11 protein-coding genes and 1 riboswitch are annotated in these 12,922 nt (G+C 73.4%); of the genes, 9 read left to right on the top strand and 2 right to left on the bottom strand.

Going from position 1 to position 12,922, the window contains the following annotated elements; translation table 11 throughout:
* The first annotated feature begins 309 nt into the window (after positions 1-309).
* Positions 310-394, top strand: a riboswitch (cobalamin riboswitch).
* Positions 395-512: 118 nt separating this feature from the next.
* Complete coding sequence (gene cobN / locus I5Q34_RS24165; protein ID WP_199894495.1) at positions 513-4,118, top strand: cobaltochelatase subunit CobN; 3,606 nt, start codon at positions 513-515, stop codon at positions 4,116-4,118.
* 52 nt (positions 4,119-4,170) lie between these two features.
* On the opposite strand, the gene I5Q34_RS24160 is transcribed toward cobN, so the two are convergent.
* Positions 4,171-4,386: a hypothetical protein gene (locus I5Q34_RS24160; RefSeq protein ID WP_234429448.1), complete on the bottom strand. Its 216-nt coding sequence runs from the start codon at positions 4,384-4,386 to the stop codon at positions 4,171-4,173.
* A 31-nt stretch (positions 4,387-4,417) separates the two neighbouring features.
* Between I5Q34_RS24160 and I5Q34_RS24155 the strand changes: the two genes are divergently transcribed.
* The 4 genes from I5Q34_RS24155 to I5Q34_RS24140 all read left to right on the top strand — a co-directional run bounded on the left by I5Q34_RS24155 (position 4,418) and on the right by I5Q34_RS24140 (position 7,583).
* Entirely contained in the window at positions 4,418-4,588 is a 171-nt protein-coding gene (locus tag I5Q34_RS24155; RefSeq protein ID WP_199894494.1) for a hypothetical protein, read from the top strand.
* Positions 4,589-4,657: 69 nt separating this feature from the next.
* Positions 4,658-5,443: a hypothetical protein gene (locus I5Q34_RS24150; protein ID WP_199894493.1), complete on the top strand. Its 786-nt coding sequence runs from the start codon at positions 4,658-4,660 to the stop codon at positions 5,441-5,443.
* A 134-nt stretch (positions 5,444-5,577) separates the two neighbouring features.
* Positions 5,578-6,849 carry a VWA domain-containing protein gene (locus I5Q34_RS24145; RefSeq protein ID WP_199894492.1) on the top strand — a complete coding sequence of 424 codons (1,272 nt, stop codon included), beginning with the start codon at positions 5,578-5,580 and terminating at the stop codon, positions 6,847-6,849.
* Positions 6,849-7,583: a hypothetical protein gene (locus I5Q34_RS24140; protein WP_199894491.1), complete on the top strand. Its 735-nt coding sequence runs from the start codon at positions 6,849-6,851 to the stop codon at positions 7,581-7,583. Before I5Q34_RS24145 ends, I5Q34_RS24140 begins: the two co-directional genes overlap by 1 nt.
* A 55-nt stretch (positions 7,584-7,638) precedes the next feature.
* Here the strand turns inward: I5Q34_RS24140 and I5Q34_RS24135 are convergent, their stop codons facing one another.
* On the bottom strand, positions 7,639-8,577 hold the full coding sequence (locus tag I5Q34_RS24135) for a serine protease (protein ID WP_199894490.1): 939 nt from the start codon (positions 8,575-8,577) through the stop codon (positions 7,639-7,641).
* A gap of 343 nt (positions 8,578-8,920) precedes the next feature.
* Here I5Q34_RS24135 and I5Q34_RS24130 point away from each other — a divergent pair, with 343 nt between their 5' ends.
* From I5Q34_RS24130 to I5Q34_RS24115, 4 genes are all read left to right on the top strand, one after another.
* Positions 8,921-9,406, top strand: coding sequence for a helix-turn-helix domain-containing protein (locus tag I5Q34_RS24130; RefSeq protein ID WP_199894489.1), 486 nt, complete (start codon positions 8,921-8,923; stop codon positions 9,404-9,406).
* Positions 9,403-10,053, top strand: coding sequence for a hypothetical protein (locus I5Q34_RS24125; RefSeq protein ID WP_199894488.1), 651 nt, complete (start codon positions 9,403-9,405; stop codon positions 10,051-10,053). The genes I5Q34_RS24130 and I5Q34_RS24125 overlap by 4 nt, the downstream gene beginning before the upstream one ends.
* Positions 10,046-11,260 carry an MAB_1171c family putative transporter gene (locus I5Q34_RS24120; protein ID WP_199894560.1) on the top strand — a complete coding sequence of 405 codons (1,215 nt, stop codon included), beginning with the start codon at positions 10,046-10,048 and terminating at the stop codon, positions 11,258-11,260. The genes I5Q34_RS24125 and I5Q34_RS24120 overlap by 8 nt, the downstream gene beginning before the upstream one ends.
* 130 nt (positions 11,261-11,390) lie before the next feature.
* Positions 11,391-12,602, top strand: a complete 1,212-nt coding sequence (locus I5Q34_RS24115) for a cytochrome P450 (RefSeq protein WP_199894487.1) — start codon at positions 11,391-11,393, stop codon at positions 12,600-12,602.
* Positions 12,603-12,922 lie beyond the last annotated feature (320 nt).

The following is a 12,922-nucleotide window of genomic DNA, read 5'->3' as shown; positions in this document are numbered from 1 at the left end:
CGGCGTTTGAGGACGAGCGGCGGAGCCGCGATACGGGGTCCGGGGCGGAGCCCCGAATCCAGCCCGTCTGGGGGTTGCCCCCTCCGGGGAGCTTGAGGACAAAGCGGCGCAGCCGCTTTGCGGGGCCCGGGGCGGAGCCCCGAAGCGGGGTGCAGGGGGCGCAGCCCCCGCCCACCGCGCGGAAGCGCGGTGCCAGGCCCCGGGCGGAGCCCCGGAAGAAACGGTGAAAGGGCGGGGCAGGGGCGGCAAACCCCCCTCGGCCCCCGCCCAGGAGATCGCTAAGATGGCGAGGCCAAGACGGCACCAGGGGAGGAAGCCGGCGAAACTCCGGCACGGTCCCGCCACTGTGAAGCGCAACAAGCACACCCGTGCCGACGCGCAGAGTCAGGAACTCCCGCCGTCCACCCACCGCCCGGGGCGCGGACCCCGAGGAAGGCCAGCCGCAGCATGCGCACATACCGGTGCCGCGCACCCCGGGCGACCCTTGACGCACACGCACCCGGGAGCGCCGCGTGATCCTTCTCCTGTCGACGTCCGACACCGACCTGCTCAGCGCCCGCGCGGCTGCTGCTCAGGGCGGCCCGGTCCCGTACCGGCTCGCCAACCCCGCCCGCCTCGCGCCGGCCGAGCTGCCCGCCCTGCTGGAGGGCGCCGAGCTCGTCGTCGTCCGGCTCCTCGGCGGCCTCCGGGCCTGGGAGGAAGGGCTCGACCTGCTGCTCGCCGGGGACCGTCCCGTCGTCGTCCTCACCGGCGAACAGGCCCCGGACGCCCAGCTGATGGAGGCGTCCACCGTCCCCGTCGGCATCGCGGCCGAGGCGCACGCCTACCTCGCCCACGGCGGTCCCGCCAACCTCGAACAGCTCGCCCGCTTCCTCTCCGACACGGTCCTCCTCACCGGCCACGGCTTCGAGCCGCCGGCCCCCGCGCCCACCTGGGGCGAGCTGGAGCGCACCCCCAAGCCGGGCGCGAGCGGACCGAAGATCGCCGTGCTCTACTACCGCGCCCACCACATGAGCGGCAACACCGGCTTCGTGGAGACCCTCTGCGGCGCGGTCGAGGACGCCGGCGGCCGGGCGCTTCCGCTGTACATCGCCTCCCTGCGCGCCCCCGAGCCGGAGCTGATCGAGGCCCTGCGCGGCGCCGACGCCGTCGTCACCACCGTCCTCGCCGCCGGCGGCACCAGGCCGGCCGAGGCGTCCGCCGGCGGGGACGACGAGTCCTGGGACGCCGGCGCGCTGGCCTCCCTCGACGTCCCCATCCTCCAGGCCCTGTGCCTGACCGGCCCGCGCAGCGCGTGGGAGGAGAACGACGAGGGGCTGTCCCCGCTCGACGCCGCGACCCAGGTCGCCGTCCCGGAGTTCGACGGCCGGATCATCACCGTCCCGTTCTCCTTCAAGGAGGTGGACGAGGACGGCCTGCCCGCCTACGTCGCCGACGCCGAACGCGCCGCCCGCGTCGCCGGGATCGCCGTCCGCCACGCGCGGCTGCGCCACATCCCCGCGGCCGAGAAGCGGATCGCGCTCGTCCTCTCCGCGTACCCCACCAAGCACTCCCGCATCGGCAACGCCGTCGGCCTCGACACCCCCGCCAGCGCCGTCGCCCTGCTGCGCCGGCTGCGCGAGGAGGGCTACGACTTCGGCACGGAGGACGTCCCGGGCCTGGAGTCCGGCGACGGCGACGAGCTGATCTACGCCCTGATCGAGGCCGGCGGCCACGACCAGGAGTGGCTCACCGAGGAGCAGCTCGCCCGCAACCCCGTCCGCATCCCGGCCGCCGACTACCGCCGCTGGTACGCCGAACTCCCCGCCGAGCTGCGGGAGTCCGTCGAGGAGCACTGGGGCCCGGCGCCCGGCGAGATGTTCGTCGACCGCACCCACAACCCCGACGGCGACATCGTCCTCGCCGCCCTGCGCCGCGGGAACCTGCTGATCCTCATCCAGCCGCCGCGCGGCTTCGGCGAGAACCCCATCGCCATCTACCACGACCCCGACCTGCCCCCCTCCCACCACTACCTCGCCGCCTACCGCTGGATCGCGGCCGCCCGCGAGGACGGCGGCTTCGGCGCCGACGCGATGGTGCACCTGGGCAAGCACGGCAACCTGGAGTGGCTGCCCGGCAAGAACGCCGGCCTGTCCGCCGCCTGCGGCCCCGACGCCGCCCTCGGCGACCTGCCGCTCGTCTACCCGTTCCTCGTCAACGACCCGGGCGAGGGCACGCAGGCCAAGCGTCGCGCCCACGCCACGCTCGTGGACCACCTCGTGCCGCCGATGGCCCGCGCCGACTCCTACGGCGACATCGCGCGCCTGGAACAACTCCTCGACGAGTACGCCCAGATCTCGTCCATGGACCCGGCCAAGCTCCCCGCGATCCGCGCCCAGATCTGGACCCTGATCCAGGCGGCGAAGCTCGACCACGACCTCGGCATGGAGGAGCGTCCCGGGGACGACGGCTTCGACGACTTCCTCCTGCACGTCGACGGCTGGCTGTGCGAGGTCAAGGACGCCCAGATCCGCGACGGCCTGCACGTCCTGGGCGGCGCGCCCGCCGGCGCCGACCGCGTCAACCTCGTCCTGGCCATCCTGCGCGCCCGCCAGATCTGGGGCGGCACCACCGCCCTGCCCGGCCTGCGCGAGGCCCTCGGCCTGGACGAGTCCGCCGCCACCCGCACCACCGCCGACGAGGCGGAGGCGAAGGCGCGCGCCCTCGTCGAGGCGATGGAGGACGCGGGCTGGGACCCGTCCGCCGTCCCTACCGAGCACGGCGAACAGGTCGCCGCGATCCTGGAGTTCGCCGCCCGCGAGGTCGTCCCGCGCCTCGCCGCGACGACGGACGAGCTCGACCACGCCGTGCACGCGCTCGCCGGCGGCTTCGTCCCGGCCGGCCCCTCCGGCTCCCCGCTGCGCGGCCTGGTCAACGTCCTGCCGACCGGCCGCAACTTCTACTCCGTCGACCCCAAGGCCGTCCCCAGCCGCCTCGCCTGGGAGACCGGCCAGGCGCTGGCCGACTCCCTGCTGGAGCGCTACCGCACGGACGAGGGCCGCTGGCCCGAGTCGGTCGGCCTCTCCCTCTGGGGCACGAGCGCGATGCGCACCGCGGGCGACGACGTCGCGGAGGCGCTGGCACTGCTGGGCGTCCGCCCGGTGTGGGACGAGGCGTCGCGCCGCGTGACGGGCCTGGAGCCGGTCGCGTCGGAGGAACTGGGCCGCCCCCGCATCGACGTCACCCTCCGCATCAGCGGCTTCTTCCGCGACGCGTTCCCGCACGTGATCGGCCTGCTGGACGACGCGGTACGCCTCGTCGCCGCCCTGGACGAGCCCGCCGACGTCAACTTCGTCCGCGCCCACGCCCAGGCGGACCTGCGGGAACACGGCGACGAACGCCGCGCCACCACCCGCATCTTCGGCTCCCGCCCCGGCACGTACGGCGCGGGCCTCCTCCAGCTCATCGACAGCCGCGACTGGCGCACGGACGCGGACCTCGCCGAGGTGTACACCGTCTGGGGCGGCTACGCCTACGGCCGCGGGCTGGAGGGCCGTCCGGCCCGGGCCGAGATGGAGTCCGCCTACAAGCGCATCGCCGTCGCCGCGAAGAACACCGACACCCGCGAGCACGACATCGCGGACTCCGACGACTACTTCCAGTACCACGGCGGCATGGTGGCCACCGTCCGCGCGCTCAAGGGCACCGCCCCCGCCGCGTACATCGGCGACTCCACCCGCCCGGAGACGGTGCGCACCCGCACCCTGGTCGAGGAGACCTCGCGCGTCTTCCGCGCCCGCGTGGTCAACCCCCGCTGGATCGAGGCGATGCGCCGCCACGGCTACAAGGGCGCCTTCGAACTCGCCGCCACGGTGGACTACTTGTTCGGCTACGACGCCACCACGGGCGTCGTCCCCGACTGGATGTACGACAAGCTCACCCAGACGTATGTCCTGGACGAGGAGAACCGCGCCTTCCTCCAGGAGGCCAACCCCTGGGCCCTGCACGGCATCGCGGAACGCCTCCTGGAGGCCGAGAGCCGCGGCATGTGGGCCAAGCCGGACGCGGAGACCCTGGAGGCGCTGCGCCGGGTGTTCCTGGAGACGGAAGGGGAGCTGGAGGGCGGGGAAGGGGAGTAAGGGCTTGCCCTGCCGGGCGGGTACGGGCCCGCCCGGCAGCAGCCGCGTCTCTTCAGCGGCGGTCCGTGGCTCGCGGATGGCCCGTGCCCGCGAAGGTGATCCAGCAGGTCGCGTGGGCGGTGTCCAGGAGGTACCAGACGCGTCCGCCGCCGGTCACCTCGATCCGCCACTGCTCGCAGGTCCGCCCGTGGTGGGTGCCGTGTGCCAGGCTGCCCTTGAGCCGGTGGTGCCGGGCCGTCCCGATGGCCGGCCTCGGGTCCGTACGCATGACGACCCAGGCGCGGTAGGTGCTGGAGTGGGTGACCGCCCATCCCGGGGCCACGGCGGGGCCCGCGCGGGGGCCGGACGTCACCCGGACCCTGCTGGAGCGGCTCTCCCCGGAGGAGCGCGAGCAGCCGGCCAAGGCGATGGCGGAGCGCATCCACGCGACGGCGGCGCCGGAGCCGCCGCCCTTCCCGGCGGGCCGGTGACCGTTGTCAGTGGCGGGCCGTAGGGTAAACCCCTCTGTGGGACAGTGCAATCAGAAGGAATATCCCGAAATGGCGCGTAAATACGGCATCGTGGTGGCCGCCGCCGGTCTGGCGGCGGTCGTGGGCCTCACCGGCTGCGGCAAGGGCGGCGACGGCGACGAGAAGTCGGACGACAAGAAGTCCGACAAGGCGGCCTCTTCGGCTCCGGCGCCGGCCGGCGGCGGGCTGGAGAAGCTGTCCGGCAAGGAGATATCCGACCGGGCCAAGAAGGAGCTGCAGTCGGCCACGGCGCTGCGGTTCAAGATGACGGGCACCAAGGGCGCCGAATCGATGAGCGTCGACCTCGCCATGGACAAGCAGGGCAACTGCGTCGGCACGGTCGGCACCGGCACCGAGGGCACCGCCGAGGTGATCAAGATCGGCGACCAGGTCTGGATGAAGGCGGACGAGAAGCTGTGGAAGGCCAAGGCGGGCCCGCAGGCTGCCGAGTTGCTCAAGGGGCGTTACATCCACGGTCCCGCGAGCGACCCCAAGCTCAAGGGCATGACGACCGGTTGCGACCTGGCGGTGCTGCAGGCCAAGGTCGGCTCCGGCGGCGACTCGGGCAAGGAGGTCACCAAGGGGGCGGCCACCACGGTCGACGGGCAGCCCGTCGTCCCGATCTCGGCGGACGGGACCACCATCAGCGTCGCGTCCACCGGCAGGCCCTACCCGCTGAAGATCGACAAGTCCACGGACGGCAGCTCGGTCCGGCTGACCGACTGGAACAAGCCGGTGCAGCCGAAGACCCCGCCCGCCGACCAGACCATCGACATCGACAAGCTGAAGAAGCCGACGGCGGGCGGCGCGCTGTAAAGCCGCGCGCGGACCGGCGCGGGGGCGCCGGAGGCACGCCCCGGTTCCCCCGCGCTCCCGGGCGCCCCCGTGGTGCCCCCGGCCCCGCAACTGCCGTTTTGGGTCCCCCGCCTGTCGGTCACTAGGATCTTCGGATGATCATCACAAGACGGCTGGCGGCGGGCGCCTGCGCTCTGCTCGCCGCACTGGCCGGGGGCGTCGTACCGGCGCAGGCCGCCGACGGGCCCTCCAAGGAATCCCCGAAAGTCGAGCTCGTGCTGGACGTCAGCGGCTCGATGCGCGCCCGCGACATCGACGGCCAGTCCCGCATGGCGGCGGCCCAGCAGGCGTTCAACGAGGTCATCGACGCCGTCCCGGACGGAGTGCGGCTCGGCATCCGCACCCTGGGCGCCCACTATCCCGGCGACGACAAGACGATCGGCTGCCGGGACAGCAAGCAGGAGTACCCCGTCGGCAAGGTCGACCGGACCGAGGCCAAGGCGGCCGTCGCCACCCTGCGCCCCACCGGCTGGACGCCCATCGGCTACGCGCTGCGCGGCGCCGACCAGGACCTGGGCACCGACGGCGGCACCCGCCGGATCGTCCTCATCACCGACGGCGAGGACTCCTGCGGCCAGCCCGACCCGTGCGACGTGGCGCGCGAACTCGCGGCCAAGGGCACGCACTTGACCATCGACACGCTCGGCCTGGCCCACGACGACAAGACCCGCGAGCAGCTCAGCTGCATCGCCGAGGCCACCGGCGGCACCTACACCACCGTGCGCCACACCAAGGAGCTCTCCGGCCGCATCAAGCAGCTGGTGCGCCGCTCCGAGACGCCCGTGGACGAGGCGCCCAAGCCCGCCAAGGGCGCCAACGAGTGCTCGGCAGCACCCGAGATCGGCGCCGGTGTCTGGACCGACCGCGAGACCTTCGGCGAGCACCGCTGGTACCGCGTCAAGGTCAGGCCGGGCCAGGAGCTGCGCGCCGCCGCGAGTGTCGCCGCCGACCGGCCGGTGGACCGCGACTACGGCGTACTGGTGAGAGCCGTGAGCGAGAACGGTCAGGAACTGGTACGGGGTTCGGACGCCGGCAGCGGCCGCACCGATGTGATGGCTTCCGGTGTGCGCTACCCGGTGAGCAAAGTCAAGAAGGACGCTGACGACACGGCCAAGGACGCGAAGACCGTCTGCCTGGAGGTCTCCAGCTCCTTCTCCGCCCCGGCGAACGTCAAGCGCGACCCGGGTCTGCCCGTCGAGCTGGCCGTCGACCTGGTGAACTCCCCGGACAAGCCCTCCGACCTGGCCGCCTTCGGCCTCGGCCGGGGCTGGGTGCTGCTCGCCGTGCTGGGCCTGACGGGCCTGGTCGCCGGTCTGCTGTGGGGCTGGCTGGCCCGCTGGCGCGTCTCGGTCCGGAGGGCGAACTGATGCGTATCCGACGTGCGTTGACCGCCTCCCTCCTCGCGGCCGCGGCGCTGTTCACCGGCGCGGGGGCGGCCTGGGCCGGGAACACGGGTCAGAACGGCGACCCGACCGAGGCCGGGACGAGCTTCCGCACCGCCACCGCGATCAAGCAGGACCAGAAGGCCACGGCCGACGGCACCACCGGTGACTACCTCTACTGGCAGTTCCCGGCCGGCGCCGGCCAGCGGCCCACCGCCAAGGCGACCGTCAAGCTGCCCGAGTCCGGCGCCCGCCACGGCGCGGCGACCTGGCAGCTGGACGTCTTCGACGGACTGCGCCGCCGCCAGGCGTGCGTGGAGGGCGAGCAGACGAAGAAGGTGGCGCAGCAGGACACCACGGTCACTCTGACCTGCACCCTGCGCGCCGTGCGGCCGTACGCCGAGCGCTGGTCCAACGACCCGCTGCCGGGCGCCTATTACGTCCGCCTCACCCTCGCCGACGGACCCGACCAGGACATGGGCCTGCCCGTGCACGCCGAGGTCGAGGCGAGCGCCGAGGACGCCGGCGGCAAGTACGCCGAGGGCGGCGAGCTGGGCGCCCCGCTGCACGCCGGGGCCGTCGCCGAGCCCGAGGACGGCTGGACGGGCAGCTGGTGGTCCGACCGCTGGCTGTGGACCGTGGGCGGCGCCGTGCTCGCCGCGCTCCTGGCCATCGGCGGGTACACGCTGACCCGCCACCCGCACCGCTTCACGCGCTGACCGTGACACGGCGAAGGCCCCCGGATTCGGCGGATTCCGGGGGCCTTCGCCATGTTCAGCGCTCCGCCGGCGGCGCGCCGTGCATGGCGTCCACGTACAGGTCGAGGAGGTCCTCGGTGAAGTACGAGCTGTAGGAGATGTCCGGGGTGTCACCCCCGGTGTGGTAGCCCCCGATCACCCCGATCAGCGCGTACCCGCCCGCCGAGCGGATCAGGAACGGCCCGCCGGAGGTGCCGCCGATGTACCCGGCGCAGGGGATCTCCAGGAAGTCGCCCGGCGCCTTGGGGTCGGTGCTGGTGTAACGGCGGGTGGCGGAGCGGCAGTCGATGGGCTTGGGGTACTTGGTGTCACTGCTGCCCGGGTAGCCGATCAGCCGCACGTCCCGGTGCTTGTACCCGGGGTGGAAGGCCAGGTCGAAGCCGCCGGTGACGCGTTCGACCGGCGTGCCGTCGTCCCGGTCGCCGAGCCGGACCACCGTGTAGTCCCAGCGGGCCCCGCCGTCCGTACCCAGGTCGTAGTAGCGCTGGTCGATGTAGACGGCCTCGACCGGGAAGATCCCGTGCGGCTTGAGCCCGTCGTGGTACTGCGGCACGAACGACAGCCGCTTCCTGGGGTCCGGCCGGCGCAGGCAGTGCGCGGCGCTCACCACCAGGTCGCGGTACGGGCTGTGGACGACCGTCCCGCCGCAGAAGCGGCCCTTGTTCCGCCCGTCGGTCCAGAAGAACGTCCCCACCTGGGGGAGTCCGTCGAAGGGACGGCTCGGCGGCACGGCACGGGCCGCTTCCACGGCGGAACGGCCGTCGACGTCCCGGCGCCCGGCCTCCGCCGGGAGGGCCTCGGCCATGCGCTCGGCCGTCCAGTACGCGTCGGCGGCGCGCGCCAGCGCGCGTTCCCCCGGTTCGGCGGAGGCGGGCGTTCCGGGTGCGACGGGTGTGACGGTCATGAGGCCCAGGAGGAGGGTGACGAGGCCGGTGACGGCGAGGGGTCTGCGCATGAGCGTTCCTCTCCGGTGCGCGGGGCGCATACGAGGTGAGCGTGCCATCGTCCTACGGGTGGGAGAGGTGCGGTGAGAGCCGGACGCGACAGGATTCACCAGGACGCCGGAAAGGACGCCGGAATTCCGCTGCCGGCGGCGGCCGGGCACGGGCCACTGGCCGGAAAACGCCCTTCCGGTGGGCCATCAACTCCTGGTTAAGTCATGTCCTGCTCGTAACCGGAATCCGACTAGTGCCGCTCGTCGGCGCGTGACAGGATTCCCGATGCGGCCCTCCCGGGCTTAACCACCCGTGAGGTGACCGCGCGAACGACCGCGACGGGAACGGGGGAACGGGGGGCTGATGGCGGTCAGGGGGGACGGATCGGCGGACGACACCGGCGACGCGCTCGCGGTGCGGCTCAACTACCTGTTCGCGAACATGCATCCGCCCGGATCGCCCTACACGAACGCGCACGTCGCCGAGGAGATCGGCAGGGGCGCGGAGGAGTACGGCGGGGTGACGGTGACCGAGCAGTACCTGTCGATGCTGCGCAACGGGAAGCGGACCAACCCCAGCCCCGACGTGCTGCGGGCGCTGGCGAAGTTCTTCGCCGTGCCCGTGTGTTACCTGATGGGCGGCCTGTCCGACTCGCAGGCCGCCCGGGTCGAGGACGAGGTGCGCTTCCTGGCCGCCATGCGCGACCAGCGGGTGCGCTCCATCGCCCTGCGGTCGGTCGGCCTGCCCCCCGAGGTGCAGGACAGCCTGTCCGCGATCATCTGTCAGTTCCGGCAGCAGATGAACCTGCCGACGGACGCGCCCGGGACGGGCGGTGAGGAGCGCCCGTGACCGTCGTGGCGGACGACCGGCTCTTCACATTCTGGCGGCGAACCGAGGACGCCGACGACGAGGACGGTGCAGGCATGCGGGTGGCGCGGATACGCCGGCGCTGCGGGCAGCTCATCGACGAGCTCGCCCTGCCGCCGCGCACCGGCCTGCCCGCCCTGTGCGACGCCGTCGCCCGCCGCGTCGGCCGCCCCATCCACCTCGTGCCCATGCGCCTGGACGGCGTGGTCTCCGGCATGACCGCCACCACCGACGACGCGTACTGGATCGTCCACGAACTGCGCACCTCGCCCTGGCACCAGGCGCACATCGTCCTGCACGAACTCGGCCACCTGCTGCTCGGCCACGACCAGGACCCCACCGTCACCGAGAACGCGCTCAAGGTCTGGACCCCCTCGGTCGACGTCGCCACCGCCATGCGCCGGATGGGCCTGGCCATGGGCCTCGCCCGCCACCACTGCTACGACGACCTCACCGAGCGCGAGACCGAGGTCCTCGCCACGCTGCTGATGGAGAAGGTCGTCCCGCCCCCGCCGGGCGAGGACCGGCCGCTGACCGGCCCGGCCGCCGCCCTGGCCGCCTCCCTCGGCCCCGCGCTCGAACACGTCCGCCGCGCCCGCGCGGACGGGGAGGGCGGTGGCGGTGTTTGACGCCCTCTACCTGACCCTTTCGGCCGTCACCTGGGCCATCGTCGGCTACAAGGCCCGGGCCTGGTTCCGCGACCGGAGCAACACCGACCTCGGGCTCACCGCGCTGATGACCGCCGGCGTGCCCGTCGTCTTCCTGTTCTCCGCGCCCCGCGTCTACCGCGCCTTCGACCGGCTGACCGGCGTGGCCAACCTCGCGATGGTCCTCCTGTACTCGGCCGTCGTCCTCTTCGCCGCCGGCGCCACCGTGCTGCTGCTGCGCTGGACCAGCCGCGGCGACCGGGCGGCGCACACCCGCGCCGTCGCCCGCTCCCGCTGGGCCGTGGCCGCCGTCGCCGGCACCTGGGCGGTCGCGATCGTCTGCTTCGCGCTCGGCCGGCCCGACGCGGTCGAGCACCCGCGGGACTTCAGCACCGCCTACGCCCACGCGCCCGGCGTGGTCGCCTTCCTGGCGCTGTATCTGGCCATCTTCGGCGCGAGCCTCGCCGGCCTCGGCGTCCTGTGCCCGCGCTACGCCGCCACCCTCGGCCCCTCCTGGCTCTCCAGGGGACTGCGGACGCTCGCCGCTGGCTGCTGGCTCGGACTGCTCTACTGCGCCTGCAAGTTGACCGGCTTCGTCCTCACCTGGGCGGGCCACGACGCGCACTGGCTCTCCAACGGCATCGCCCCCATGAGCGCCTCGATCGCCGCGCTGCTCGTCCTCCTCGGGTTCTCGCTGCCCGCGGTCGGCCCCCGGGCCGCCGCCTGGCGCCGGCTGCGCCGCCTGCACCCGCTGTGGCAGGAGGTCACCGCCCAGGTCCCCGAGGTCACCATCGGCGCCCCCCGCTGGACGGGCCGCTGGCCGCTGGCGGACCTGGAGTGGCGGGCCAACCGGCAGATGGCCGAGATCCGCGACGTCCAGCGCGGCGTCCGGCGGCACGTCGAGCCCGTGACCCTGGACCTCGCCCGCCGCCGGGCGGACGCGGCGGGCCTCGCCGAGCCCCGGCTGGCCGCCGTCGTCGAGGCGGCGGCGCTGCGCCGGGGCCTGGCGAACCGGTTCTCCGGCCACCTCCCCGATCCGCACGCGGACAGCGTGGTGGTGACCGTCAGTCCCGACCCGGCGGCCGAGCACGAGCACCTGGCGCTCGTGGCGGACGTTTTCCACGACCGGCTGGTCGACTCCGTGCTCGACGAGCTGCGGTCGGCCGGCACGGCCCGCGCGCCCGGCTGAGGCGCGCCCCGTGAACGAGGCGGCCATGGACGGGGGTCACGGCCGCCCGCGGCGCCGGGTGGCGCCGGGCCCGTACGGATGCGTACGGGTTCCGGTGCCACCCGCGCCGGTTCCTCCATAGGGTCGGAGCATGCGACTCACCGACGTACGACCACTCCTCGACGACCCGCACGGCACCTACGCCGCGCTGCGCGAGGCCGGGCCCGTGCACCGCGTCCCGGGCACCGACGGCAGACCGGCCTGGCTGGTGACGCGTTACGAGGACGTCCGCGAGGCCCTCGCCGATCCGCGGCTCTCCCTCGACAAACGCCATGCCGCGCCCGGCAATTACGCGGGCATGTCCCTGCCGCCGGCGCTGGACGCCAACCTGCTCAACATGGACCCGCCGGATCACACCCGCATCCGGCGCCTGGTGGTCAAGGCGTTCACCCCCGGGCGGGTGGAGAAGCTGCGGGCGCCGGTGCGGCGGACCGCGGACGCGCTGCTGGACGCGGTCGAGCCGCACGGCTCGGCCGATCTGATCGCCGCGTACGCCGGGCCGTTGCCCATCGCCGTGATGTGCGACCTGCTGGGCGTACCGCAGGACGACCGCCCCGACTTCCGGTCCTGGACGGACACGTTGGTCGCCCCCGACCCGGCCCGCCCGGAGGCGGCGAAGCAGGCGGTGGCCCATATGATCCGCTTCCTGACACGCCTGTTGGCGGCGAAGCGGGCCGCCCCCGACGACGACCTCCTCTCCGACCTCATCGCCGTCCGGGACGACGAGGACGGCGGCCGGCTCTCCGAGGACGAGCTGACGTCGCTCGCCTTCCTGCTGCTCTTCGGCGGCTACGAGAACGTGGTCCACCTCATCGGCAACTCGGTTCTGGCCCTGCTGGACCACCCCGAGGTCCTGACATCACTGCGAAAGGATCCGGACGGTCTTTCGGCGGTCGTGGAGGAGGTCAACCGCTGGGACGGGCCCGTGCCGCTGGCCATCCGGCGCTTCCCGGTGGAGGACGTCGAGATCGGCGGCGTCACCGTCCCGGCGGGCGAGACGGTCCTTCTCTCCCTGGCCTCCGCGAATCGCGACCCGGGCCGTTTCCCCGACCCTGACCGTCTTGACCTGCAACGACGTGGTCTGTCCGGTCATCTGTCGCTGGGGCATGGCATCCACTACTGCCTGGGCGCCGCCCTGGGCCGGATGGAGGCCGAGACAGCGCTCGCGGCGCTCCTCGACCGCTTCGGTGAGCTGGAACTGGCCGTTCCGCGTGACCGTCTGACGTGGCGTCCGACGATGCGGGCGCGTGGCTTGATTTCGCTGCCGGTGCGGTGGATTTCGTCAAGGCGAACAGGTTTTTGATGCATGACCCATCCTTGATGAGGTAGAAATGACATCGAGCCCGCCCGGTGTGCATCCCCCGTCGCACCGGGCGGGCCTTTGGCTTTCCGGGGGAGTTGTCCGCCCCGGTCCCTCCCCCGGAGGGGGTACCCCAACTTTCACCGTTTCCGCAGGGGCCGCGCCCCTTCGCAATCCGCGGTGAGCGCGCCGCGAGCGGGGGCTCCGCCCCGGACCCCGCAACCGCGCTTCGCGCGGTTGTCCTCAAGCGCCGGACGGGCTGGGTTGCCCCCGCCCCGCCCTTTCACCGTTTCTTCCGGGGCTGCGCCCCTCGGCCCGGCACC

Source organism: Streptomyces sp. AV19, from assembly GCF_015999245.1.
Taxonomy (GTDB): Bacteria; Actinomycetota; Actinomycetes; order Streptomycetales; family Streptomycetaceae; genus Streptomyces.
This window is presented reverse-complemented; position numbering and strand designations above follow the sequence as displayed.

Bases quoted from the DNA above. Each gene is read 5' to 3' on its own strand.
- I5Q34_RS24130 (WP_199894489.1), top strand. From the start codon at position 8,921: ATGGCGGTCAGGGGGGACGGATCGGCGGACGACACCGGCGACGCGCTC.
- I5Q34_RS24115 (WP_199894487.1), top strand. From the start codon at position 11,391: ATGCGACTCACCGACGTACGACCACTCCTCGACGACCCGCACGGCACC.
- I5Q34_RS24140 (WP_199894491.1), top strand. From the start codon at position 6,849: ATGCGTATCCGACGTGCGTTGACCGCCTCCCTCCTCGCGGCCGCGGCG.
- I5Q34_RS24145 (WP_199894492.1), top strand. From the start codon at position 5,578: ATGATCATCACAAGACGGCTGGCGGCGGGCGCCTGCGCTCTGCTCGCC.
- I5Q34_RS24160 (WP_234429448.1), bottom strand. From the start codon at position 4,386: ATGCGTACGGACCCGAGGCCGGCCATCGGGACGGCCCGGCACCACCGG.
- I5Q34_RS24135 (WP_199894490.1), bottom strand. From the start codon at position 8,577: ATGCGCAGACCCCTCGCCGTCACCGGCCTCGTCACCCTCCTCCTGGGC.
- I5Q34_RS24150 (WP_199894493.1), top strand. From the start codon at position 4,658: ATGGCGCGTAAATACGGCATCGTGGTGGCCGCCGCCGGTCTGGCGGCG.